The following is a 21,881-nucleotide window of genomic DNA, read 5'->3' on the forward strand; positions in this document are numbered from 1 at the left end:
ACTTAGCGGGCAAAAAAAAGCCTGCAAGCTATTGATTAGCTGCAGACTTTTTTTCCATTGCTTTTTTGAACTCCTCATCCCGCTTCTGTTCGAAGTAGGTTTGGATCTGATTTCGAAGAATAAAACCCCGTAATGCATTGCTTTGCTCTGCAGGAACGCTCTCAAGGCTAGCCCCAAAGTAATAGGTGCCATCCCGCTTTTCTTTCCGTATAATTTCCAACTTACACGGCATTTCAAAGCCTAAATCCAATTCCACATGAAGCAGGCACTTTTTCTGAATAATGCCATCAATCATCGAGTTATCTTCTATTGAAAAGCCAAGCCCATTGACTGAAATGTTTTGAATGGAAAATTCGATCGGATTTTCAAGCGTATGCTGTTCTTTCTGGTTCTTATTCTGGAAGCTTAAAATTAGCCCTTTATTCTTCACATCGACCCTCGGGAATTCCCGTTTCTCCGAAAACTTCTTCCGATTCTCAGGCGGATTAATGACAATAAGTGAACTAGGCTCCTTGGCAACGATTGTTGTATGAAAGACAAATAGGCCCGATTTGGTATACAGCGTCATCTTCGCTTTATCCCCAAGTTGAAAAACGTCGTATTCTGGCAACTCGATCTCCATGATGTCCCCTTGCGCGTAGGTAAGAATACCTGTAGACACGAAATCATCCTTCGCTAGAACAGCTCTGCAATTAATCAATACTTCCGCATCGTATCCTTCCTTACTCCCATATAACTTCAAAGATTCCCGCTTCTTCTCCATATTTACTGTCACCTCTCCTCTGTCGATTGTCGATGGATTATAAGCGTATATGTACACAAAATAGACTGCCCCCACTTAAAGGACAGCCTATCACCTCAATCAATCATAAAGAGCATCAGCGATTTCGGTAACTAGACTGCCATAGTTCATCAGAACCGTAGGCCCTCAGCTTTGCGTCCTTGCCTTTCAGCAAGTTTGCCATTGTCGATCCATGCTATGTAATTATTATTTCGGACTAATTTTACCAACGTTTATGGTCTAAAAGACCCAATATGGTTTTATTATACGTAGCCCATGCACTTCTTTCAACTAAAATCCTTGCATGGACGATGTTTTTATTGTATGAATGTGTAGTGGAATTGAATATCCACAGGTTTATAAGTTATCCACATTATTATCCACAGCTTGTTAACAACGAATATTTGTTCGGATTTTTATACACATGTGGATAAACTATTATTGCGAGGTGTCCCCCTGTGGATCAACATATCCCTTGGATGAAAGAAGCGATTGGCGAGGCGCTGAAAGCGGAAGCCATCCGTGAAGTTCCGATCGGCGCGGTCGTCGTCCATCAAGGTCAAATTATTGGCCGCGGCCACAATTTACGTGAAACAACCCTGGATCCTCTTGCGCATGCAGAGCTGATTGCCATTAAACAAGCGAGCGAGCATTTACAGGCTTGGCGCCTTCTGGATTGCCAGCTCTATGTGACATTAGAGCCTTGTCCAATGTGTGCGGGTGCGATCGTGCAAGCACGAGTGCCCCAAGTTATTTATGGTACGGTAGATCCGAAGGCCGGCTGTGCGGGAACATTAATGAACTTACTGCAAGAAGACCGGTTCAATCACCGGGTCGATGTCGTTAGCGGTGTTTTGCAAGAGGAGTGTTCCACGATGTTGACGCAATTTTTCCGAAAATTACGAGGCAAGGCTTAGGGGCTTAGCCATTAGGTTTACTTACTTGCTGTAAAGCCTCGGCTAGCACTACGAGCTTGCTCATCGTATTCCAATTACGTGTCGTCGTGCGATCGCTTAGTTTCTGGATGTTGCTTGCCAGCTTCGAATCCAACACACTTTGCCGAAACAAAAAATATATTGTGCAGCCCTGTATCTGAAATTCATCTACTTCACTCTGTCCCTTGGATAAGATGTCGGTGAATGTCTGCGGGGCTTCTTCTGTTAATACGGAAATTTGAATGCTCTCCCCTTCGGACAAGGCCTCTGCGTCATAGGGGCACTTCCTTACAAGTTCAGTTAGCTCTGCTGCGGTACGCAAAATAACGGTTGGCGCTACGCCTACTGCATCGCTGATTGCTTTTTCAATGCGCGGGCGTAAGATTTCTACAGACTCCTCTGATTGGAACAGCACATTACCGCTTTGCAAATAGGTCTGTACTTGCGCTAATTCTAAGGCCTCTAGCGTCTTTTTCAAGTCGGCCATTTTGATTTTATTTTTGCCTCCTACATTAATCCCGTGCAGAAAACCCACGTAAACCGTCATTGTGACTTGCCTCCTTTACTTTAATTGTATGGAACGAATAATGAAGAAGATGATCGTGCCAAACAGTATCAACAGGATAAAGCCTAACACCCATAAATTAAGCTCCGCATTGCCTTCTTTTGCACTCTGAATAATAGACCACTCAATGAACGCAAATAGAATGAGGATTATCGTCTTCATACTATGGATGAGCAAACGCGCATTCTGATATTGTCCACGGGCATTCTGAGGTGTAATTTGGGATGGATAATTATACACATGAGGGACTTTGCTTAGGAGCGTCAAGCCAACATAGATGATAACTCCTATGAGTGGTACGGCCATTAGGCTCATTTTATTCCCCCACCCATCAATCTCCCCTTTACCGTTAAAATGCATCGGCATTCGCTCAGGCATATCGTGCCATTCATAGGCGACATATGCGATCATACTTATGATTACGAACATGGAAATAATATCGAGTACGGTTTCAGTTTTGGATCTGGGAAGTTGAATGACAGGTCGATTCTCCATGGGACACCTGCTTTCTATACGAGTGATTTCGAATGTTACTGATATCTCCCTATTCCTTAATATTATCAGGATTATAAGGAATATCCTGACCTACTACAATCCTCTATTGATTTTTCCTCTAAACCAAGGTAAAACTTGTGGAGAAAACACTCGGAGATTTGATATCCCATAAAATAAAAAATGCCCTCAATCTCTCCTTTATGCAGAGATCAAAGGCTATTAAGTCCGGTTTCCCGAAATCGGATATTCATTAACCCCTCAGAACACCTCCCTACTTATACGGTGGTCTGAGAGGTCAGCGGCTAACCGCCCATATGTACTCGATTCAAAGGATTAATCTTCATCCTCATAGTCTTCTTCTTCTTCTTCATAAAAATCTTCTTCTATGTCCTCACCAAACTCTTCCGCTTGGTCTCCAAGTGCTTCCGCTTGTTGTTCGAGCAGTTCTGCTTGCAGCTGAAGTTCTTCTGCTTGCACTTCCAGTCCCTCAGCAGCATCAATGAGGTTATCGCCAAGAGAGTCGAACTGTTCGCTAAGAGATTCGAGATTCGCGGTATTATGATCCATCGCTATCGTGGCTTGCTCAAGTCCAGCAGCATGCTCGGTTTCCTGACTTGATGAGAATAAACCTCTTATCCAATTCAACATAGACATCTCTCCTAACATTGATTGTAAATAATTCCTAAATATAAGTAAAAAATTTCCTTATAGTTATTTTAGCCTAGGAATTTGATAAATGTATATAGTAAAAATAAAAAAAAGTCGAATTTCGTCGGCTGTTTTGTGAGAGAAAAAATGCAACCCTTGCCACGAAGAAATATCATCACACCAAAAGATTGCGCCACAAAAAGCTTCGTGCTATCATAAACCTTACTATGCGCCCGTAGCTCAGCAGGATAGAGCAACAGTTTCCTAAACTGTAGGTCGTACGTTCGAATCGTATCGGGCGCGTACAGTTACCCTAAAACGGCGGTATATCAACGTTTATCTAACGTTGAATACTAACGGACAGGCCTTCGCAATGCACACCGTATATACTCGAAAATGGACGGGACTGAATGTCTTAAATTCACCGCTATCATAATAGATTCATGCGACCTCTTACGGTATACGTAGGAGGTTTTTTCGTTATGAGTGATCCGCGTAGAGGTAGATCTGTTGTTAAGGGTCATCTCGGCAAAGCAGCGACGGCGATCGCAAAGCTCGGAATGACGTGTGTTGGGAAACGAAAATAACACCGTGATTTATTGCGCTAATTCTATCCTTGGGGTTAGCGTTTTTTATCGTCAACCCAAAAAAATGCGCCACTTGTAGGCACATAGACTTGTCTGTATTATGGTTTAAGCTTAGCAATGACGGTAACTGTTACAAAACGGATGGAATTAGTTGGGTTCCACGCCGTAAAGAACCAATGGTCTTCGGCACTGGAGTAGCTGTCGAGCATGTAGCCTTGTTGGTCGCCACTAAATACCCAAGCTCCACTGATGATGTTGTAGTCGTTCCCGAAGACTTCTATTCTCCGAAAAGTGTTTGGTCCTAAGCGTGTAGTTGAAATTACGAAGCGTCCAAATCCATCACCTAAATCGGTTGCTCTGATTGCTTTTTTGATGCTGTACTTAACTGTACGTGCGGCAGTGTATTTTTTGCCTGTTTTGAGTTGTGCTCTTTTAATCACTGCGAGCGCTTTTTTGCTAATCACATGGCATTCTCCTTTCTAAATGGAATAATATAGTAGATGCTAGAATCATAGATTACGAACGGGGCATTTTTAGCGGGTGTGTAGCGGAAATTCGGAGCACAGCCTACCTGTGGGATCTGCTTGACGTGGCCGCATGGAGTTAAGCGATACAGAAAAGACCACCTTCGGGTGGTCTCTTTTTATACCATATTCGGCTTGTTTACGGTGTGGCAGATGGAACGTTCGGTTTGACAGGGTCTAGGGTTATTTTCTTGCGCAGATTTTCCGGTTCTACTAATACCAAGGATAGTAAGGATAAAATGGGCGGTAGTACGGGAACGGTCTAAAGAACGGAAATCCAAAAAGAGAAAACGGAAAAAGCTGCCGACGAAACCGGCGGTATCCGTATCCAAACGGTTGTCTGTAGGGATCCGCTTCCCTTCCCTCGCCACCGATATCTTCCGGAACTAACATCGTGACGCCTTCATTATCCATACCATCAATAATTCCCTCAATTTGTGACCCATCTTTCATATGCGCAATAACATGGTAATTCATATATTTATTACAATGTGCCTTTACGTCGCCACTTACATGACTAGCTTGAATAGGATTCATTGCGGACACGCCTATCCCTCCTTCTTTAACTATCCATAGGATATTCGCCCACTAAAAAATGGTTACAGCTTTTTAGCTTTGCATAATCCTTTTGACGCCCAGTTAGCAAAAGAAGGATAATAGAGTTATTACTCATTAGAAAGGAGTCCTCCCTCCGATGACAACTCGCCCTATTTCATCCTATCGCATCCCGCTCTTCTGTGCGGTCACGATGCTGTTCTGGATGTCGATGTACACCAGTGTTCCGATCATGGCGCCTTACGTAGAATTCCTCGGGGGAAGCCATCAATTGGCCGGCTGGATTGTCGGTATGTACGGCATCTCGCAGATGCTCCTCCGCATCCCCGTAGGCATTATGTCGGATCGTTTTCATAAAAGAAGGCTGTTCATCACCTTCGGTCTTCTCTTCACCGCCATTACGGGACTCGGTCTTTGGTTCACGCACGATTTTACGTGGATCTTGATCCTCCGAGCACTTGCAGGGGCAGCCGCAGCCACTTGGGTTGATTTTACGGTGCTATTCACAAGCTATTACAAGCATGAAGAGTCTACGAAGGCGATCGGGACGATCTCCTTTTTCAACTCACTCGGTCAGGTGCTAGGCATACTTAGTGCAGGCTGGGCAGCAGACAAGTTAGGTTGGGAATCTGTGTTCATTCTCGGTGCAGTGCTTGGCCTGCTAGGCATGGTCGGTTCTTTCTTCCTTATCGAAAAAGTAGAAAAAGACGCGCCCAAAATTACCATGCGCGGAATCGGAAATGTGGCGACGGATCGCACACTCCTCTTTGTTTCTCTGCTCGCTATCCTATCGCAGGTGCTGATATTTGCTACGGTGTTCGGCTTCACACCGGTTTATGCGATGCAGCTTGGCGCAGATAAATTCTCGCTCTCCTTACTTTCCTTGTTCGCCAACGTACCTGTTGCGCTTGCCTCGCTATTCGGCGGAAGACGCTGGGCCATGAAATATGGTGAGAAGAGCATGGTTGTAGCTGGCTTTCTGCTCATGGGGATCTTCACCTTTACGGTGCCGTTCACCCATCATCTCTGGCTGCTCATGATTACACAGGCATTCGCTGGGTTTGGTCGAGGGCTTTCGTTTACCCTGCTCATGGGAATGAGCATTAAGCACATGCCTGCGGATAAGCGGGCGACGGCGATGGGCTTTTTCCAAGCCATTTATGGGCTCGGTATGTTCGTAGGGCCTGTTCTTATGGGCATCATTGGCGACTATTTCTCTCTGAATGAGGGCTTTATTGTACTCGGCATCCTCGGTGCTGGAAGTGCACTACTCGCGTATTTGTTCGTTCAGAGTTCCGTTAAGAAACAACCGCTGGGGACTAACAAATCTACAATGGTACAATAAATGATAAGTAAGAGTGAATCTCACGATTCACTCTTTTTTTGATAAATGTGCAGGGGTAGGATGGGTAAGCCTCGTCTATTCATGCGGAGAGGAGGAGAAGCATATTGAGGAGCACGTACTAATTAATCATATTCTAAAAGGCGATGAAGCGGCTTTCCGTGAGTTGATTGCAAGGTATCGTCCGTACATTTTGCAGACGATCTATGCGATTGTTCGTCATCAGAAGGACGCCGAAGACTTGTCCCAAGAGGTTTGGACCCGCATTTACTTCTCCCTCCCTCGGTATGAAAAGAAAGGTCTGAAAACCTGGATGACTCGCATCGCGGTGAACCGAGCTATTGATTTCAAACGCGCCTCCAGTCGGCGCAAAGAGGATAGCGTCGCCGAATTCGAGGAGGGGCTGTCTTTGGCAGGACCAGCACCTCCAGAACAGAGTGTGGAGCAGGAAGTTATGATCAGAGAAACGACGGAATTCGTTCGTCACAAGCTCCATCAGATCCCGGCAAACTACCAAGATGTGTTACTGGCCTATTATATTCATCAACAATCGTATCAAGATATTGCCAATGCTCAAGGTATTACGATCAAGACAGTGGAATCCAAGCTATACAGAGCCAAGCTGTGGTTGCGAAATCATTGGAAGGAGGAGGAGTTTCGATGAAGGTTACCCATTATAGTGAACAGGAATGGATGCAATATGTGGAGGATCATCTGCCGTCAGAAGTAAGGGACGAGATGGAGGATCATGTATACCGTTGCGAGGTATGCTTGGCGAATTACATGACATGTATAGAAATCCTAACAGCACAACCGACCGTAGAGGTCAAAGATACAGCAGCTTACATGAATCGAATTGTAGCCCGAACGGTTGGAACGAAACCAGCTTGGTATCGATCAACGATGTTCCACTATGGGATTGCGGCTGCCGCGACGCTGGTGCTCGTAGCAACTGGCTTTTTCCATGGCCTGTCACAGGAGATAGGAACTTATGGTGCCTTCAAGCCCGCTCCTCCTCTAGAAGCGCCTGCCTCTCTTGAGACACCTATTTCGATATCCGATCATCTCGTTAATAAAACACTAACATGGTTAGACAACATACAAAATGAACATAAAAAAGGAGGCCTAGAGCCTTAATGCCTACTAAAAGTAATCTTGTTGCATTCCTACTCTCCTTCATACCCGGAGTAGGTCATTTATATATGAATCGTACGATCCGCGGTTTATTATACGGCTTCTTATTCTTTGGCCTATCATTCATACTCTTCCTAGGAATTGTATCCCATGATGCCGACGAATTCGCCTTTCTGCTTATTCCTATCGGTCTCACTTGGATTATCAACATGGTCGATATGGTAATCTATTTATTGAACGCTCCAGTGCCAATGCCAACACCTTATCAGCAGCCGATGCCAGCTCATTATGGCTCTTATCCGCCTGAACAAGAGGTGCCATCTTGGGATGCCGCCTCCTATTATGCGCAACTAGCAGGGAGACAAGAAAGATCTAAAGTGCTCATACTCTCCTTCATTCCAGGCGTTGGCCATTTCTGGCTTGGGTTAATGCAAAGAGGCCTTACAGCGATGATCTCCTTCTTCGGTATTGCCATTCTCGTGTTCTTCATCACCATTATGACGCATAACGAAGGTTTTATCGTTTTTCTGTTAGTGTTGCCCGTGCTCTGGTTTTATACGATGTTCGATGCGTTGAAGCAGTTAGATCGCAAGCAAGCCGGATTTGAGTTAGTGGATCGCAGTATGTTTGAGGATTTCCAGCGCGATGAGCATGGACGCAAAAATCGGACCCTTGCCACGATTATCGCCATTTTCCCTGGTGCGGCGCATCTGTATTTATCGTTGACCAAACGCGGTATCCAGCTGATGGCTGTGTTTCTTTTCTCCATTTACGTGTTGGATGTGCTGCGGCTGTCTCTTTTCTTCTTTTTGATCCCGATTCTATGGTTCTTTAGCTTTTTTGATGCCCTGCAGAGCATTTCTAAGTATGAAAATGGCACTTTAACTGACAAGCCTCTTGTCGAAAATTGGACTGCCTATCAACGTCTGATTGGCGTAGTTTTAATCGTTTTAGGCGGCTACTATGTCTTTAGTGAGTTCTTTGTCCAATTCCTGTATCAAGTCCTACCCGCTTCGCGGAATTACATGTATCTGCTTAACAACTTCAGTCAAACGCTAATCGTAGCCCTTCTACTAATTGGCGGCGGCATTCGTTTGCTCATGAATCGAAAGCAGAAGTTACAGTCAACGTTTTTTGAAAATGATACTGACATAGAAAAAAAGAACCCCTAAAGGTTCTTTTTTCTGTCGGCATTGATGATATTTCTTTGAACCTTGTTACACATAAAACTTAAGTTAAATCTGCGTATAAAACACGGTAAGTGTCTTTAGCACATCGCCCTCCAGCCTGATTATAACAGGTAGAAAAGTCCTCTTTGCAACGGTTGTTTCGCTTTCGCTAATTGCTCCAACGGAACCACACCTCTCTGCTTGCCGACAATAATAGTATGACCGGTTTACGTTTTTTTAATCATGATATTCAAAAAATTTCATTGGCCGTTATCCGCCATGTCCATGCCCTTCCGCAGCGTGCCCGCCGTGATGGTTCTGGTTCTTCACTTTCTTAGATCCAGACAACGGCTCCTGATTGCCGCCCGCGTTGTTTCGGTTCTTTACATTGCCATTATTAACGAGATTGTCGCCTGCGGAATAGTTTTTAGGTTTAGACATAGCTCCTCATCCTCTCCCTTTATGAGTTGGTTCCTTGGTGATTTAGCGCATCTTGATGGCGATGGTCGTTGACCTTTTGCTGGATTTGCTGCGCATTATGGGCGCCCACTGGATTGGCGTCGAAATCCTTGGCCACATTTTGCAAATTCTTATCGGGACTTTTTTGCTTCGTCATCACGGTGTCCTCCTTCTTACTTACGCGTTGGTGACCTTCTGCAAAGCCTGCGCACACTCATGAATATGCCGCACATAATCATCGATTAGCGACTGTACAACATCGCTGCGTTCGTCAATATGCGTGGTTCCTTGTTGTACGTCAGTCAGCTCAACCTTCACTTCTCTAGCGTCCACATACGTCACTTTAAAATCAAATGAATAGCCGGTATGCCCCGCCGTCATAATGTGCACGCGAATGGCATCCGCATCACCTTCATCTGCCCAAACCCTTGTTTGATCGGAAGGTTGCAGGACAGTGGGCATGACGTTCATCCACTCTTTCACGATTTCGGCTTGATTCACGCTAGGCTTATCTGTTTTGCTCATAGGTAACACCTCCACATGATTAAAATGCGGAAGCCGCCCGTGTTTTATCCATGTAAAAAAACACCTACTCCCTAGCGCGAATTAAATCCGTGCAGAGAGTAAGTGCTGTCCGTTTCCGGTTTATTTCACGATTTGTTGCAAGAGCATACCTAACATCTTGGCTGCTTCTTCACGCGAAGCGAAGTCTTTCGGTGCAAATTTATTTCCCGATTTCCCGGAGATAATACCAGCCTGCTGCATCGCTTTCGCCGCGTCTACGGCGAAGGCAGGAATCTCTGCGCCGTCTGCAAAAGCTGCAGCGGCCACCGCTTGTGGCAAGTTAAACTTCTGCAACGCAGCAAACCTAGCGATCATCGTGACCATTTGCTCACGCGAGATGTTGGCAGCAGGTGCGAATACACCCTCGCTTACACCGCTTGTAAGGCCATTCTCAGCCGCCCATTGAACAGACTGGGCATAATAGCTGTCTGCCTTCACATCGCCGAAACTAGACGATTTGTAGCTGTTAAGGTTCACGCCAGCCATGCGAGCCAGCATCAAAGTGAAATCAGCACGATTGATTTGAGCATTTGGGGAGAACTGATCCGCTGCCGTGCCCTTAATAATATTGCGAGCCGCTAGATACGTGATATAGCTCTTAGCAAAGCTTGCTGATGTATCGCTAAACGTAATCGGAGAATATCCAACCGCATATTGGGAAAAGTGGCTAACTTTAAAAATCAGCGTGCCTGTAGCCGCGTCGTAATAGCTATTCGTGACTTTAACGAGCTCGCCATTGTCCGCAATGTAATAGGCTACAATGGCATTCGTATCTTCATTGGCTGTCGGTTTATACGGTACTTGAACCTCAACTGAACCTCCGTTGAAGGTGGAAACCGTTTTGCCTCCTGCTGTGATGGTGAAATCGAAGACAGGGCGCTCGCCAACAGCGGCTTTAACCGCATCGCTATCCTTTGCAGTCATATGTTGGGTGACCGCAGTTAGATCCGCTTTAGCGATGGACAGGGATACTTCACCCGTCGTCGCGGCAGAGACGATGGCAGCCAGCACTTTTTTATCCAAATTCACGGAGCCAATACCTAAGTCTAGCTTAACTGCTGCTGTGGAGCTCTCGGCAACCTTAACGAGTGATTCTGCAGGCAATTTGACAACCGCTTCCTTCGAAGTAGCATCTACCGTTGCCTTAATTTCAAGAATAGATGATTTTCCCGCTGATTCGGTCATCAGTTTTAAAGCATCCGTTACCTGTGCAGCCGTAAGATTAGCTGTTGAAGTGCCTTTGCTGTCTTTGACAGTTGGTGTTGTAATTGTAGTCATCTCTCCGCTAGTTGTTGGTTGACTAGGTTGTGTTCCCCCTACCGACCCTGGACCAGAGGAAGACGATGTGCCACTAGAAGACACCGTTACTAATACTTCCGCTGTCGCATATCCATCAGGGCTGATAGCTGTAATTACCGCGGTACCGGTATCTACGGCTGATACCAAACCTTCTGCACTCACCGTTGCAACCGCTGCATTGGAAGATTTCCAAGTAATCGTACCTGAGTTAACAGCGTCTCCTGCAGCCGTCGTCACCGATGCTGTAAGTTTGCTTGCAGCGTCTCCCTTAGTTACATTAAGTGTGGATCTATCCACGCTAATTCGTTGCACATTGAGCTGATAGACAGCAACCGTTCCTCCCACCTCATTAGCAACAAGAAGCAATGGATTGCCATTCGGGCTAATCGCAGCAGGTATGAAATCAATACCCTCTGGCCCCGTATCTGTATTCAGATTGTCCTTCGGTGTAAACACACGTGAATTGGTATAGTTAACGAACTTAGCATTCGCTGGATCTGATACGTCATAGGTCATAATACCTCCGACACGCTCAAGTCCCACAAAGGCAAGTGTTTTACTTCCCACTTTACCCACTTTGACATCCTCAGGCTCTGGGCCTTTCTTCGAGCTACGATCATCTAAAGCAGTTTTACTATTACTCGCGTTGAAATTGTTCGGTACACGTTGAGCTGTGACTTTCTCAAATTCATTGCCACTGTCATAGACTTGTGTCATCGTATTTGCTTGCCAGATCGAGAAGGAACGGCCTCCGTAAAGATAAATACTATCCGACCCCATATCACTAGATACTTCTACGCCGTCGTAAGTCGTCTTGCCAGCCAAGAATTGAGCAGCAGGTGAATTAGGTGCTAAACTGCCTTTCATCGCACCAATCGTGCTTCCGTTGCCCCTCACGCCCGGCCATTCGGTAACATCTCCCTCATTCGCAGAGAATACATAAGGAATACCATTGATCGTCTGGCTTGCAATGCCATCTGGCATATACATCCCATAGAAAGGGACATTTTCAAACTTGATTGTACTATCCTTCACTAGATCCAATGAATTCCGCGACAAATTCAAATCCTTTAAACCTAATCCTTTTATAGAGATGACAGCTTTCGTTGCTAAATCAATTGTTCCAATTGCATTATTTTCTTGGAAGGATACATAGGCTTTGCTATTGTCCTCAGAAAGTGCAATATATTCAGGTTCCAAATCAAAAATTGCATCCTGCTTCGTACCTTCACCCGTAATCTGACCTGTTACTGGTGTAGAAGCACCGCGAATATGAACCTTATTATCGATGACGGATGGGTCAGCAAATCTTAATTGTGTCACGATATCCATAACCGTATCGACAATGGTGATACTTCCCTCTGGATCTGTACCAGCCGTGCGAGGTTCACCTTCATTTGCGGTTAAGATATATCTGCCATCCGTAGTAGATTTAATCATATCCGGTTGAACGCCGGTGTCGTACATTTTCATTACATTGCCGTCATAATCCAGAACGACGATTTTACCAGCCTTTTTAGAATCTAACTCTTGCACAGATACGGATACCTTTTTGGTCGTCGTATTCACATCCACGCTTGTTAGGTCACCATATTGGAAACGGTTATTTTCAACTAAATCTTTTACTTTAATCGTTTTTTCTTTAACTAAACCCTGTACAAGATCTAAACGAACGATATCTAAGCTCGGTGGATTCCCTGAGCCATTAACGAGATAGAACTTATTATTATCTTTGTTGTATTTAACAATCTCGGCGACACCGCCGTCTTTATTCGTAATTCCCACTTTAAAGTCTGTGAGCTTCGTAATGCTCAACGTATCTTTGAACAGGTCAGAAGCGGGTTCAACCTTTATCGTCAAATTGCGGCCATATTGCGTTAACAAACTATCCGTCACTTTGATGTATACGTTAGATGTAACGACTTCCGTCGGCTTACCGTACACTTCACCAGTGACTGTATTAATGGCTAATCCGGCAGGTAAACCTGTAGCTGCGAACGTAAATGGAGCTCTCCCTCCATAGACATTCATCGATACCGAGTAGTCTTCTTGCACATAGGCTGTAGGAAAAGTTTCATTCGAGTAGCCAAGAACAGTTACATTATTGTCCCATTGCCCAAATGAACCATATTTAGGTCCTTTAACAGCCAATTCCTGCGTAGTCGAATCTGCAATTCCGAATTGCCCAAAATCCTGCTTGTTATTATCCGTATCTGTTAATGTCTTGCGACGTACAGATATCTTTTTAGATGTCCCTTCCGATGATCCTCTGGGATAATCGAATTCATAGCCATCCATATCTGTCTGAATGTCATTACTGTTATTCCCATCATTGCTTCCTGAACCTATCATATCTACATAACCATCGGGCTTAGGCGCATTGGCAAAAGGGTTTTTATTCGTGACATCCAACTTCGTTTGATTACTTAGTAAGACAACTTTCAACCCTTTATTATTGATAAAACGATTGTTCCATAATTGATCATAGGTCGTTGTGAGATTCAATTTAGGTGCAGATGCTAACGTCGCTTCCCCACGAATGAGGAAGGAAGATTTAGCTTTAATCGTGCCAACAAGATCAAGTTTATCCCAATCGCCAGTTGGACCCATCTTAGCATCTGTTCCACGGTCCGCATATTGTAGTGACCAGCCATTTAAGCTAACATCATTGCTAGTTGGATTATAGAGTTCAATAAATCCATGTGAAGATGCTGTATTTTTCGTATCCGTTGCCAAACCTCCGCCGTACACTTGATTGATGAATACATGCGGTACTGTCACATCATAGGTACCATTCGCTTGATACGGCGTTCCTGGCGTTATCGCCACCACAGCACTTGCGGGAGCAGCTATTGCAAAAGAACTTATCGTGACTGCCACGGATAAAAGAACTGTGACTACTTTCGTTCCAACCTTCTTCACAGGGGGATTCACTCTCCTCATAATGGATGATCTCGTCCATTATAAGAAAAGCTCCAGCTACTAAATACCCACTTTTTGTTAAAATATGATGTAGATTTTGTAAAGATATCGCCTCCATGCTAGAAAATGAAAAACAAAAAAAGCCACACGATTTCAAGAATCGCATGACTTTTTGGTTGGGTATTACCTTGGCTACGGAGAGGGTGGGATTCGAACCCACGGAGACCTTGCGACCTCGGCGGTTTTCAAGACCGCTGCCTTAAACCACTCGACCACCTCTCCACGATAGGCGTCTCTGATGAGAGAGACGACCTTGCAGTGACAAAAAGCATTGTAGCACATAACTCCTACTCGAAGCAAGTGCTATTTTTTTGTAATCACTTTAACGTTGTTCATGTAAGGAACAAGCACATCTGGAACGATGATCGAACCATCTGCTTGCTGGTAATTTTCAAGAATCGCAGCCACTGTACGACCTAGCGCTAAGCCGGATCCATTCAGTGTATGCACGAACTCCGGTTTCGCCTTCGCATCGCGGCGGAAGCGAATGTTCGCTCTGCGCGCTTGGAAGTCTTCGAAATTCGAGCAGCTTGAGATCTCGCGGTATGCGCCACTATTAGGCAGCCATACTTCCAAATCATACGTTTTCGCCGACGTGAAGCCAATATCACCTGTGCAGAGTGACAGCACCCGGTAAGGCAGCTTCAATAGCTGTAGAACGCGCTCAGCATGCCCTGTAAGCTTCTCCAACTCCTCATAGGAGTCTTCGGGCTTAACAAGCTTTACAAGCTCAATTTTGTTGAATTGGTGCTGTCTGATTAAGCCCCGTGTATCGCGGCCAGCGGATCCTGCTTCCGAACGGAAACAAGCACTGAACGCCACGAAATTAACCGGCAGTTGTTCATTCGTTAGAATATCTTCACGGTGGTAATTCGTGACGGGTACTTCCGCTGTTGGAATTAGGAAATATTCCGAATTCTCAACTTTGAAGACATCTTCCTCAAACTTCGGAAGTTGCCCTGTACCTGTCAGGCTATCACGGTTGACGATATAGGGAGGCAGCATTTCTTCATAGCCATGCTCATCGCTGTGCAAGTCCATCATGAAGTTGATCAATGCGCGCTCTAAGCGAGCGCCAAACCCTTTGTAGAACACGAAACGCGAACCCGTTACCTTCGCGGCCGCTTCGAAATCCAGAATGCCCAGATCCTGCGCAACTTCCCAGTGCGGCTTCACTTCGAAATCGAACGATGGAATATCACCAATCCGGCGTACTTCCACGTTCTCTTCCTCCGTACGGCCCACAGGAACGCTGGCATGTGGCATATTCGGGATGGAGAGTAGAACTTGTTGTAAGGACTCGTCCAAGACACGGATCTCGTCATCAAGCTCTTTAATGCGGTCTCCGACCACTTTCATTTCTTGAATAAGATCATCCGCGTTTTCACCGGATCTCTTGCGTCCCGCTACCTCTTGGGAAACGGTATTACGACGGTTTTTCAGTTGTTCCGTTTCTTGCAGCAGCTCTCTGCGCTTCACATCTAATGCTGTGAAACCATTAAGCTCCTCGATCTGCTTACCGCGGTTTTGCATGGCAGCTTGTACAGCTGCTAAATCACTTCGAAGTAACTTTACATCAAACAAGGAGATTCCTCCGTTAGCGCAAAATGGTTTGTATATGGAAGCAAGCACCCATACCGGCAATCCGGTTAACTCGGGGTGCTTGAACCATTGGTTATGCTTGGCTTTGCTTTACCATGTCTAAGAAATAACTATGCAGACGGAAATCATCTGTCAGCTCTGGGTGAAACGACGCCGCAAGGAGATGTCCTTGCCGCGCAGCTACGATCTGGCCGTCATATGTGGCCAGCACATCCACATCCGGTCCCACTTTCTCAATGAGTGGAGCGCGAATGAAAACCGCGCGAACGTTCTCGTCAATGCCTTTGATCGGCAAGTCCGTCTCAAAGCTTTCGCGTTGACGACCGAACGCGTTGCGAGCCACCGTAATGTCCATCAGCTCAAGATGAGCTTCAGGTTGTCCGGTGATCTCTTTCGCGATAACAATCAATCCCGCGCAGGTTCCGAACACCGGCTTGCCTGCCGCGGAGAACTCACGCAACGCATCGATGAAGCCATACGTGCGCATAAGCTTACCAATCGTCGTGCTCTCTCCGCCAGGGAGAATAATGCCATCTAGCTCAGCGAGTTGCTCGATGCGTTTAACAACGACACCTTCAGCTCCCGCCTTTTTAATACCACGTATATGCTCTGCTACCGCGCCTTGCAGCGCGAGAACCCCAATCTTCGTCATTACCAGCCGCGCTCCTGCATACGCTCGGAAGCTTGAAGCTTGGAAATTTCGATTCCCTTCATAGGGGCACCTAGGTTTTTGGAAATTTCAGCAATCAATTTGAAATCTGTGTAGTGAGTTACAGCTTCAACAATCGCTTTCGCGAATTTCTCTGGGTTATCGGATTTGAAAATACCGGATCCAACGAATACACCATCAGAACCAAGGTGCATCATCAGCGCTGCATCAGCAGGTGTGGATACACCGCCAGCTGCGAAGTTAACAACAGGCAATTTACCTGTTTGGTGAACTTGCAGAAGCAACTCGTAAGGAGCGCCAAGTGTTTTCGCTTCGAACATCAACTCGTCCAAAGACATGCTTTGAACTTTACGAATTTGACCTTGAATCGTACGCATGTGACGAACAGCTTCTACAATGTTACCAGTTCCTGGCTCACCCTTCGTACGAAGCATGGAAGCACCTTCACCGATACGACGCAAAGCTTCGCCAAGATCACGGCAACCACACACGAAAGGCACTGTGAAATCACGCTTGTTGATGTGGAATACTTCATCTGCAGGAGTAAGTACTTCACTCTCATCGATATAGTCAACGCCTAGGGATTCAAGAATTTTCGCTTCAACGAAGTGTCCAATTCTTGCTTTCGCCATGACTGGAATGGATACAACTTTCATAACATCTTCAACAATTGTTGGATCCGCCATGCGGGATACGCCACCTGCTGCACGAATGTCAGCGGGTACGCGCTCAAGCGCCATAACAGCGGACGCGCCAGCTGCTTCTGCGATTTTAGCTTGCTCGGCGTTCATAACGTCCATAATGACGCCGCCTTTTTGCATTTCGGCCATACCAGTTTTAACGCGGGAAGTTCCTGTTTCCATCTCTTTATTTCCTCCTATAGCTTCTATGCAATTTCGGTGTAGTTCCCTACACGATTCGATATAAACTTCTAAACAACAATTTTACATGAAGGAGGGGTAATATACAACCCATTTTCTGGCCTAAGAGCCGCCTTTGATCCCATTGAACATATCGCTGAAGAAGTTTTTAATGGAGCGGAACAACAACCTGATCCAGCTGCCTTTTTCAACGTCGCCATCTGCAATTAATTCTACTGTTTTTTCTTGCCCATTGTAGCTTACTTTGACTTTCCCTAGCGTGTCGCCTTTCGCAATAGGAGCTACTAGCTTACTTTCTTCAACAGACTCTGTCGTAACCATGAAATCCGTATCTTTCGCGCCTTTTCTAGCAACGAACGTTAAACCCGTTTTCGTAACAAGAGGTACTTCTAACTGTACACCCTTCTTAATGTTCACACTTTTCAAAGAATCTATCGTCTGTTTCGCATTTAAGAATGGTTTTATCTCAAAATTATTAAATGCATAGTCCATCAGCTTGCGTGTTTCATTGAAACGTTCTGGTTCTGTCTTCGTCCCCATTACAACCGTAATCATACGCATACCGTTACGTTCTGCCGTCCCCGTGAAGCAATAGCCTGCATCATCGGTAGAACCTGTTTTCAAGCCGTCCAACCCCGCATACGCATATTTCTTAAAGTTCGCGTTCGTTGAATTCCCTTCAAGCATCCAGTTCCAGTTAATCATAGGTGATTTATCTGTCGCTCTCAGCTTCAAGGAAGGGATCTTCGTAAACTCTAGAATTTCTTTATGGTCTTTCAAAATATTATAAGCAAGAATCGCCGCATCGCGAGCCGTCATCTTCGTCTCACCTTCAATAGAAGCAGGTGGATTCTTGAGATCCGCACGTGAAAGTCCTGTCGCACTAATAAAATGAGCCTTATCTGACATACCCAACTGTTTCGCTTTGTCATTCATCATTTTCGCGAAATTCTCTTCCGTACCGCCAAGCAATTCAGCAAAAGCGACAGAAGCATCGTTCGCGGAATAAATGGACATCGCATTGAACATATCTTTGAACGTTAGTGTTTCATTCTCAGCAATTAACTGACCGGATCCAATGACATCTGCCGCATTCTTCGTGGCTGTCACGGGTGAATCCCATTTGAATTTGCCTTCTTTAATGCTTTCCATCGCCAAATACTCCGTCATCATCTTCGCCATACTGGCCGGAGGGAAGGCTTCATCTGCATTCATTTGAAACAGGACTGCCCCTGTGCTCGCTTCCATGACTATCGCAGATTTCGCTGCTACTTGAGGTTCATTCAAGGCAGGTGCTGGTGTAGTCCCTGCATTAGGAGCTGGCGTTGTCACCGCCGCTGGTGATGGAGAAGCTGCTGGCTTTTTCTCATCTGCCGCGTAGGTTGGCTGTATATGTAAAAGTAAGGATTGAGCAATTAAGCTAATACCTAACACCAAAGCAACCTTTTTCTTTGTAAAACGTAAAAATCTCACAATTTCACTCTCCCTAAGTAATGTTTGGATAACTCATATGACACGTTATATTGTATCACACCCCATTAGACAAAAAAAAGAAAACGTGGGTTCAACTCCCACGCCTCCAATTTCATCCATATTGTGACAATGTTTAGGGACCTTTTAGCTGAGCTAAAAGTCTCTCATCTACATCGAGTAATTTGGTGCTTCTTTTGTAATTTGAATATCGTGCGGATGGCTTTCTTTCAAACCTGCTCCCGTAATACGAACAAATTGCGTATCATGAATAAGTTCTTGAATGTTGCGAGCTCCACAATACCCCATGCCTGAACGAAGTCCGCCCACTAGTTGATACACCGTATCAGCCATTGGCCCTTTGTAAGCCACACGACCCTCGATGCCCTCTGGAACTAGTTTGCTCTCGTTCTCTTGGAAGTAACGATCCTTGCTGCCTTCCTTCATAGCACCTAAGGAGCCCATTCCACGGTAAACCTTGTATCTGCGACCTTGGAAAATCTCAGACTCACCCGGACTCTCTTCTGTCCCTGCAAAAAGGCTGCCAATCATAACCGCACTAGCTCCCGCTGCGATTGCTTTTACCACATCACCAGAGTACTTAATCCCACCATCGGCGATAATCGGAACACCAAATTCAGCAGCTGCTTGTGCGCAATCGTATATCGCAGTAATTTGTGGAACACCAATTCCTGCAATAATGCGAGTCGTACAGATTGATCCAGGACCGATACCGACTTTCACCATCGAAGCTCCTGCCTTGATCAAATCACGTGTTCCATCTCCAGTTGCTACGTTACCTGCGATGATCGGCAATTCTGGATATTGAGCTCTCAGTTTCTTTACAGTCTCTGCGATGTTAATATGATGGCCATGTGCAGAATCTACGACGATGACATCAATACCCGCTGTAACAAGCGCTGCGGCTCTCTCCAGCACATCTTTAGACACACCAACAGCGGCACCAACAAGTAAACGCCCTTGAGCGTCCTTAGCCGAGTTAGGGAATTGAATGGCCTTCTCAATATCTTTAATCGTAATTAACCCTTTTAGGCCAAAATTCTCATCGACCAAAGGCAACTTCTCGATTTTATGCTTCTGAAGGATGCCTTCTGCTTGTTGAAGGGTTGTTCCAACAGGTGCAGTCACAAGACCTTCCTGCGTCATTACTTCTTTAATTTTAATGGAGTAATCATGTACAAAGCGCAAATCGCGATTCGTCAAAATACCAACCAAACGATTGTCCCCATTAACAATAGGTACCCCCGATATGCGGTATTTCGCCATTAACTCTTCTGCATCATACACATGATGTTCAGGCGTCAAGGAGAATGGGTTCGTGATAACGCCACTTTCTGACCTTTTAACACGATCAACGTGCTCAGCTTGCAACTCAATCGGCATATTCTTATGAATAATACCGATGCCGCCTTCACGGGCCATAGCAATCGCTAGCGCGGACTCCGTCACCGTATCCATAGCGGAACTAATGAAAGGGATATTTAATTTCACACCAGGCGCCAGTTGCGTCGAAACGTCGATCTCCTTACCGAACACTTCAGACTTCCTCGGCACTAACAAAACATCATCAAACGTTAAGCCTTCCTTGCCAAACTTATCTTCTCTCACAGCGTACCATGTCCTCCTTAAAGCCCTCTAACTGAAGAAAGCTTGATTCATTAAGCTTCAGCTCATTCTTTCGTATGATTGCAATCTTAACAAAAGCCTATTTTTGGTGTCAAGGAAAAGGACGAGCCTGCAGCTCCCCCTCACCTCGAATAAGTCAATTCCGTTAACGATAGGAGTACGTGCTACTTGGATTCCAGAGTAGGAACTGTTCAATCCCTTGCTCTTTCGCTGCCTTAATCTGCTCCTTTACATCAATCACACCATACTTCTTATGCGGTTTGACCCATGTTGCGGTAAAATCCTGATACCAAGGTCTGATCTGAGCAACCTGACTGTTGGATTGTGCTAATTGATGATTTTTCCATTTGGCGTCGTTAACCGCTTGATGGATGATGGCGTATGGCTGCAAATCCGGGTATTTAACCCCATAAATTCCTGTTGTGTAGTGTGACGGATACAGCATCGGAGAAATAAAGTTAACCTCTTTGCTAATCATCGCCCAGTCTTGTCCAATGCCCATATCATTAGGTAAAGACGTCGTTAATCCGAACACATCCGCCGAAATATATGCCTTATTGCCGATCTGTTCCTTCGCTTTATGCAAAAAAGCTGCGATATCCTGCGCCTTACTTAGCTTCTGCGGGTTATCGAAAAGTACCTCACGATCAACCTTCTGCCCATTCTCCGGAAATCTTACATAATCAAACTGAATTTCATCAAAGCCCAGATTAGCTACTTCTTTGGCGATTTGAATATTATAGTCCCACACATCTGTCTTAAAAGGATCTACCCACGCGACTCCCTTCGCATCCTTCCATACACTTCCGTCTCTGTTTTTCATGGCGTACATGCTCTTCTTCTTGCTTAAATAAGGATCTTTAAACACAACCAGCCTAGCTATCGTATAAATATGCTTCTGCTTCAATCTCTGCAGCTTCGCTTTCATATCTTGTATAATGACGTGGCTATCCGCCCCGATTTCATTGACCAAAGGAACCGTCGAGGGATAGGTTACCTGGCCGGAATCGTTCTTAACATCAATCACCATCGCATTTAAATCCGTATGCTCCACCAGCTCAATCAATTGCTCGAATTTGGAGCCTACGGAGGACCAGGCGGATACATAAATACCTTTCACAATCGGTTTAGCAGGCATGGAAAAAGAAGGATTTACAGCCACAACCTGCGGCATCTTCTTTGGTTCTTGATTAGGCGCGAGCCCCATGCTTCCTACATGACTTAAAGAGTGAAGTGGGTTTGCCTCTTCCTTTACTTCATCGATTTTGGTTGAGCAACCATTCATCATCAGCGTTACTAACGAACAAAGACATATCCTGCCCATCCATCTCATGCTGCTTGTTTTCCTCATCGTCATCCCTCCTCGTAGGATTAGTATGGTTAAAAAAGCAATATTTACAGATACAAAAAAAAGAGTCTTTCTGGAAATTATCCAGAAAGACTCTTTAGGTTGCTTGGCAACGTTCTACTCTCCCAGAACCCTGCGGTTCAAGTACCATCGACGCTGGAAGGCTTAACGGTCGTGTTCGAGATGGGAACGCGTGGATCCCTTCCGCCATCATCACCAAACAG

Annotated in this window: 21 protein-coding genes, 2 tRNA genes, 1 rRNA gene and 1 riboswitch; of the genes, 6 read left to right on the forward strand and 18 right to left on the reverse strand. The window is 45.4% G+C overall.

Translation table 11 applies throughout. The features are described from left to right. Positions 1-28: 28 nt before the first annotated feature. Complete coding sequence (locus HQN88_RS24245) at positions 29-763, reverse strand: PilZ domain-containing protein (RefSeq protein ID WP_173117322.1); 735 nt, start codon at positions 761-763, stop codon at positions 29-31. 123 nt (positions 764-886) lie between these two features. Beyond that, a riboswitch (cyclic di-GMP riboswitch) is annotated at positions 887-973 on the reverse strand. Between the two features lie 266 nt (positions 974-1,239). Between HQN88_RS24245 and tadA the strand changes: the two genes are divergently transcribed. After that, complete coding sequence (tadA, locus tag HQN88_RS24250; RefSeq protein WP_337995174.1) at positions 1,240-1,698, forward strand: tRNA adenosine(34) deaminase TadA; 459 nt, start codon at positions 1,240-1,242, stop codon at positions 1,696-1,698. Between the two features lie 4 nt (positions 1,699-1,702). Here tadA and HQN88_RS24255 read toward each other — a convergent pair whose 3' ends face one another. The 3 genes from HQN88_RS24255 to HQN88_RS24265 all read right to left on the reverse strand — a co-directional run bounded on the left by HQN88_RS24255 (position 1,703) and on the right by HQN88_RS24265 (position 3,424). Continuing rightward, positions 1,703-2,263, reverse strand: a complete 561-nt coding sequence (locus tag HQN88_RS24255; RefSeq protein ID WP_173117324.1) for a DUF1697 domain-containing protein — start codon at positions 2,261-2,263, stop codon at positions 1,703-1,705. A gap of 15 nt (positions 2,264-2,278) precedes the next feature. Next, positions 2,279-2,776: a DUF1648 domain-containing protein gene (locus HQN88_RS24260; protein WP_173117326.1), complete on the reverse strand. Its 498-nt coding sequence runs from the start codon at positions 2,774-2,776 to the stop codon at positions 2,279-2,281. Between the two features lie 333 nt (positions 2,777-3,109). Then, the gene (locus HQN88_RS24265; protein ID WP_173117328.1) at positions 3,110-3,424 is read right to left on the reverse strand and encodes a hypothetical protein; all 315 of its coding nucleotides are present in this window, start codon (positions 3,422-3,424) and stop codon (positions 3,110-3,112) included. Between the two features lie 229 nt (positions 3,425-3,653). Between HQN88_RS24265 and HQN88_RS24270 the strand changes: the two genes are divergently transcribed. Next, positions 3,654-3,727: transfer RNA gene (locus HQN88_RS24270), tRNA-Arg, on the forward strand. Positions 3,728-4,109: 382 nt separating this feature from the next. On the opposite strand, the gene HQN88_RS24275 is transcribed toward HQN88_RS24270, so the two are convergent. Further along, complete coding sequence (locus tag HQN88_RS24275; protein WP_246320422.1) at positions 4,110-4,475, reverse strand: hypothetical protein; 366 nt, start codon at positions 4,473-4,475, stop codon at positions 4,110-4,112. A 273-nt stretch (positions 4,476-4,748) separates the two neighbouring features. After that, on the reverse strand, positions 4,749-5,081 hold the full coding sequence (locus HQN88_RS24280) for a hypothetical protein (RefSeq protein WP_173117330.1): 333 nt from the start codon (positions 5,079-5,081) through the stop codon (positions 4,749-4,751). Positions 5,082-5,229: 148 nt separating this feature from the next. Between HQN88_RS24280 and HQN88_RS24285 the strand changes: the two genes are divergently transcribed. The 4 genes from HQN88_RS24285 to HQN88_RS24300 are packed head-to-tail and all read left to right on the forward strand — an operon-like array spanning position 5,230 to position 8,738. Beyond that, the gene (locus tag HQN88_RS24285; RefSeq protein ID WP_173117332.1) at positions 5,230-6,435 is read left to right on the forward strand and encodes an MFS transporter; all 1,206 of its coding nucleotides are present in this window, start codon (positions 5,230-5,232) and stop codon (positions 6,433-6,435) included. A 13-nt stretch (positions 6,436-6,448) separates the two neighbouring features. Continuing rightward, the gene (locus tag HQN88_RS24290) at positions 6,449-7,096 is read left to right on the forward strand and encodes an RNA polymerase sigma factor (protein ID WP_173117334.1); all 648 of its coding nucleotides are present in this window, start codon (positions 6,449-6,451) and stop codon (positions 7,094-7,096) included. Next, on the forward strand, positions 7,093-7,569 hold the full coding sequence (locus tag HQN88_RS24295; RefSeq protein ID WP_173117335.1) for a hypothetical protein: 477 nt from the start codon (positions 7,093-7,095) through the stop codon (positions 7,567-7,569). Before HQN88_RS24290 ends, HQN88_RS24295 begins: the two co-directional genes overlap by 4 nt. Continuing rightward, the gene (locus HQN88_RS24300; RefSeq protein WP_173117336.1) at positions 7,569-8,738 is read left to right on the forward strand and encodes a hypothetical protein; all 1,170 of its coding nucleotides are present in this window, start codon (positions 7,569-7,571) and stop codon (positions 8,736-8,738) included. The genes HQN88_RS24295 and HQN88_RS24300 overlap by 1 nt, the downstream gene beginning before the upstream one ends. Positions 8,739-9,005: 267 nt before the next feature. On the opposite strand, the gene HQN88_RS24305 is transcribed toward HQN88_RS24300, so the two are convergent. The 12 genes from HQN88_RS24305 to rrf all read right to left on the reverse strand — a co-directional run bounded on the left by HQN88_RS24305 (position 9,006) and on the right by rrf (position 21,878). Then, complete coding sequence (locus tag HQN88_RS24305) at positions 9,006-9,176, reverse strand: small acid-soluble spore protein P (protein WP_157256842.1); 171 nt, start codon at positions 9,174-9,176, stop codon at positions 9,006-9,008. A 19-nt stretch (positions 9,177-9,195) separates the two neighbouring features. Continuing rightward, a complete protein-coding gene (locus HQN88_RS24310) occupies positions 9,196-9,351 on the reverse strand; it encodes a hypothetical protein (RefSeq protein WP_173117337.1) in 156 nt (51 codons plus the stop codon). Between the two features lie 20 nt (positions 9,352-9,371). Next, positions 9,372-9,719 carry a hypothetical protein gene (locus HQN88_RS24315; protein ID WP_173117338.1) on the reverse strand — a complete coding sequence of 116 codons (348 nt, stop codon included), beginning with the start codon at positions 9,717-9,719 and terminating at the stop codon, positions 9,372-9,374. A gap of 120 nt (positions 9,720-9,839) precedes the next feature. Beyond that, positions 9,840-13,979 (reverse strand): choice-of-anchor I family protein, encoded by a 4,140-nt coding sequence (locus HQN88_RS24320; protein WP_173117339.1) that lies wholly within the window; start codon positions 13,977-13,979, stop codon positions 9,840-9,842. Positions 13,980-14,174: 195 nt separating this feature from the next. Continuing rightward, a tRNA-Ser gene (locus HQN88_RS24325) sits at positions 14,175-14,261 on the reverse strand. 81 nt (positions 14,262-14,342) lie between these two features. Then, entirely contained in the window at positions 14,343-15,623 is a 1,281-nt protein-coding gene (gene serS / locus HQN88_RS24330) for a serine--tRNA ligase (RefSeq protein WP_173117340.1), read from the reverse strand. Positions 15,624-15,714: 91 nt separating this feature from the next. Further along, positions 15,715-16,293 carry a pyridoxal 5'-phosphate synthase glutaminase subunit PdxT gene (gene pdxT, locus HQN88_RS24335; RefSeq protein ID WP_173117342.1) on the reverse strand — a complete coding sequence of 193 codons (579 nt, stop codon included), beginning with the start codon at positions 16,291-16,293 and terminating at the stop codon, positions 15,715-15,717. Then, on the reverse strand, positions 16,293-17,174 hold the full coding sequence (gene pdxS, locus HQN88_RS24340; protein WP_056611791.1) for a pyridoxal 5'-phosphate synthase lyase subunit PdxS: 882 nt from the start codon (positions 17,172-17,174) through the stop codon (positions 16,293-16,295). The genes pdxT and pdxS overlap by 1 nt, the downstream gene beginning before the upstream one ends. A gap of 120 nt (positions 17,175-17,294) precedes the next feature. Next, entirely contained in the window at positions 17,295-18,665 is a 1,371-nt protein-coding gene (locus HQN88_RS24345; RefSeq protein WP_274318836.1) for a D-alanyl-D-alanine carboxypeptidase family protein, read from the reverse strand. A 168-nt stretch (positions 18,666-18,833) separates the two neighbouring features. Further along, positions 18,834-20,291: an IMP dehydrogenase gene (guaB, locus tag HQN88_RS24350; protein ID WP_173117344.1), complete on the reverse strand. Its 1,458-nt coding sequence runs from the start codon at positions 20,289-20,291 to the stop codon at positions 18,834-18,836. 163 nt (positions 20,292-20,454) lie between these two features. Next, on the reverse strand, positions 20,455-21,660 hold the full coding sequence (locus tag HQN88_RS24355; RefSeq protein WP_246320424.1) for a putative glycoside hydrolase: 1,206 nt from the start codon (positions 21,658-21,660) through the stop codon (positions 20,455-20,457). A 101-nt stretch (positions 21,661-21,761) separates the two neighbouring features. Continuing rightward, a 5S ribosomal RNA gene (rrf, locus tag HQN88_RS24360) occupies positions 21,762-21,878 on the reverse strand. Positions 21,879-21,881: the final 3 nt, after the last annotated feature.

It is taken from the genome of Paenibacillus qinlingensis, from assembly GCF_013204845.1.
Classification (GTDB): Bacteria; Bacillota; Bacilli; order Paenibacillales; family NBRC-103111; genus Paenibacillus_E; species Paenibacillus_E qinlingensis.

Excerpts from the sequence above, each read along its gene's own strand:
- HQN88_RS24255 (WP_173117324.1), bottom strand. The coding sequence starts at position 2,263 with ATGACGGTTTACGTGGGTTTTCTGCACGGGATTAATGTAGGAGGCAAA.
- HQN88_RS24300 (WP_173117336.1), top strand. The coding sequence starts at position 7,569 with ATGCCTACTAAAAGTAATCTTGTTGCATTCCTACTCTCCTTCATACCC.
- HQN88_RS24260 (WP_173117326.1), bottom strand. The coding sequence starts at position 2,776 with ATGGAGAATCGACCTGTCATTCAACTTCCCAGATCCAAAACTGAAACC.
- HQN88_RS24265 (WP_173117328.1), bottom strand. The coding sequence starts at position 3,424 with ATGTTGAATTGGATAAGAGGTTTATTCTCATCAAGTCAGGAAACCGAG.
- HQN88_RS24315 (WP_173117338.1), bottom strand. The coding sequence starts at position 9,719 with ATGAGCAAAACAGATAAGCCTAGCGTGAATCAAGCCGAAATCGTGAAA.
- HQN88_RS24285 (WP_173117332.1), top strand. The coding sequence starts at position 5,230 with ATGACAACTCGCCCTATTTCATCCTATCGCATCCCGCTCTTCTGTGCG.
- HQN88_RS24305 (WP_157256842.1), bottom strand. The coding sequence starts at position 9,176 with ATGTCTAAACCTAAAAACTATTCCGCAGGCGACAATCTCGTTAATAAT.
- HQN88_RS24295 (WP_173117335.1), top strand. The coding sequence starts at position 7,093 with ATGAAGGTTACCCATTATAGTGAACAGGAATGGATGCAATATGTGGAG.
- HQN88_RS24310 (WP_173117337.1), bottom strand. The coding sequence starts at position 9,351 with ATGACGAAGCAAAAAAGTCCCGATAAGAATTTGCAAAATGTGGCCAAG.
- HQN88_RS24245 (WP_173117322.1), bottom strand. The coding sequence starts at position 763 with ATGGAGAAGAAGCGGGAATCTTTGAAGTTATATGGGAGTAAGGAAGGA.
- HQN88_RS24355 (WP_246320424.1), bottom strand. The coding sequence starts at position 21,660 with ATGAGGAAAACAAGCAGCATGAGATGGATGGGCAGGATATGTCTTTGT.
- pdxT (WP_173117342.1), bottom strand. The coding sequence starts at position 16,293 with ATGACGAAGATTGGGGTTCTCGCGCTGCAAGGCGCGGTAGCAGAGCAT.
- pdxS (WP_056611791.1), bottom strand. The coding sequence starts at position 17,174 with ATGGAAACAGGAACTTCCCGCGTTAAAACTGGTATGGCCGAAATGCAA.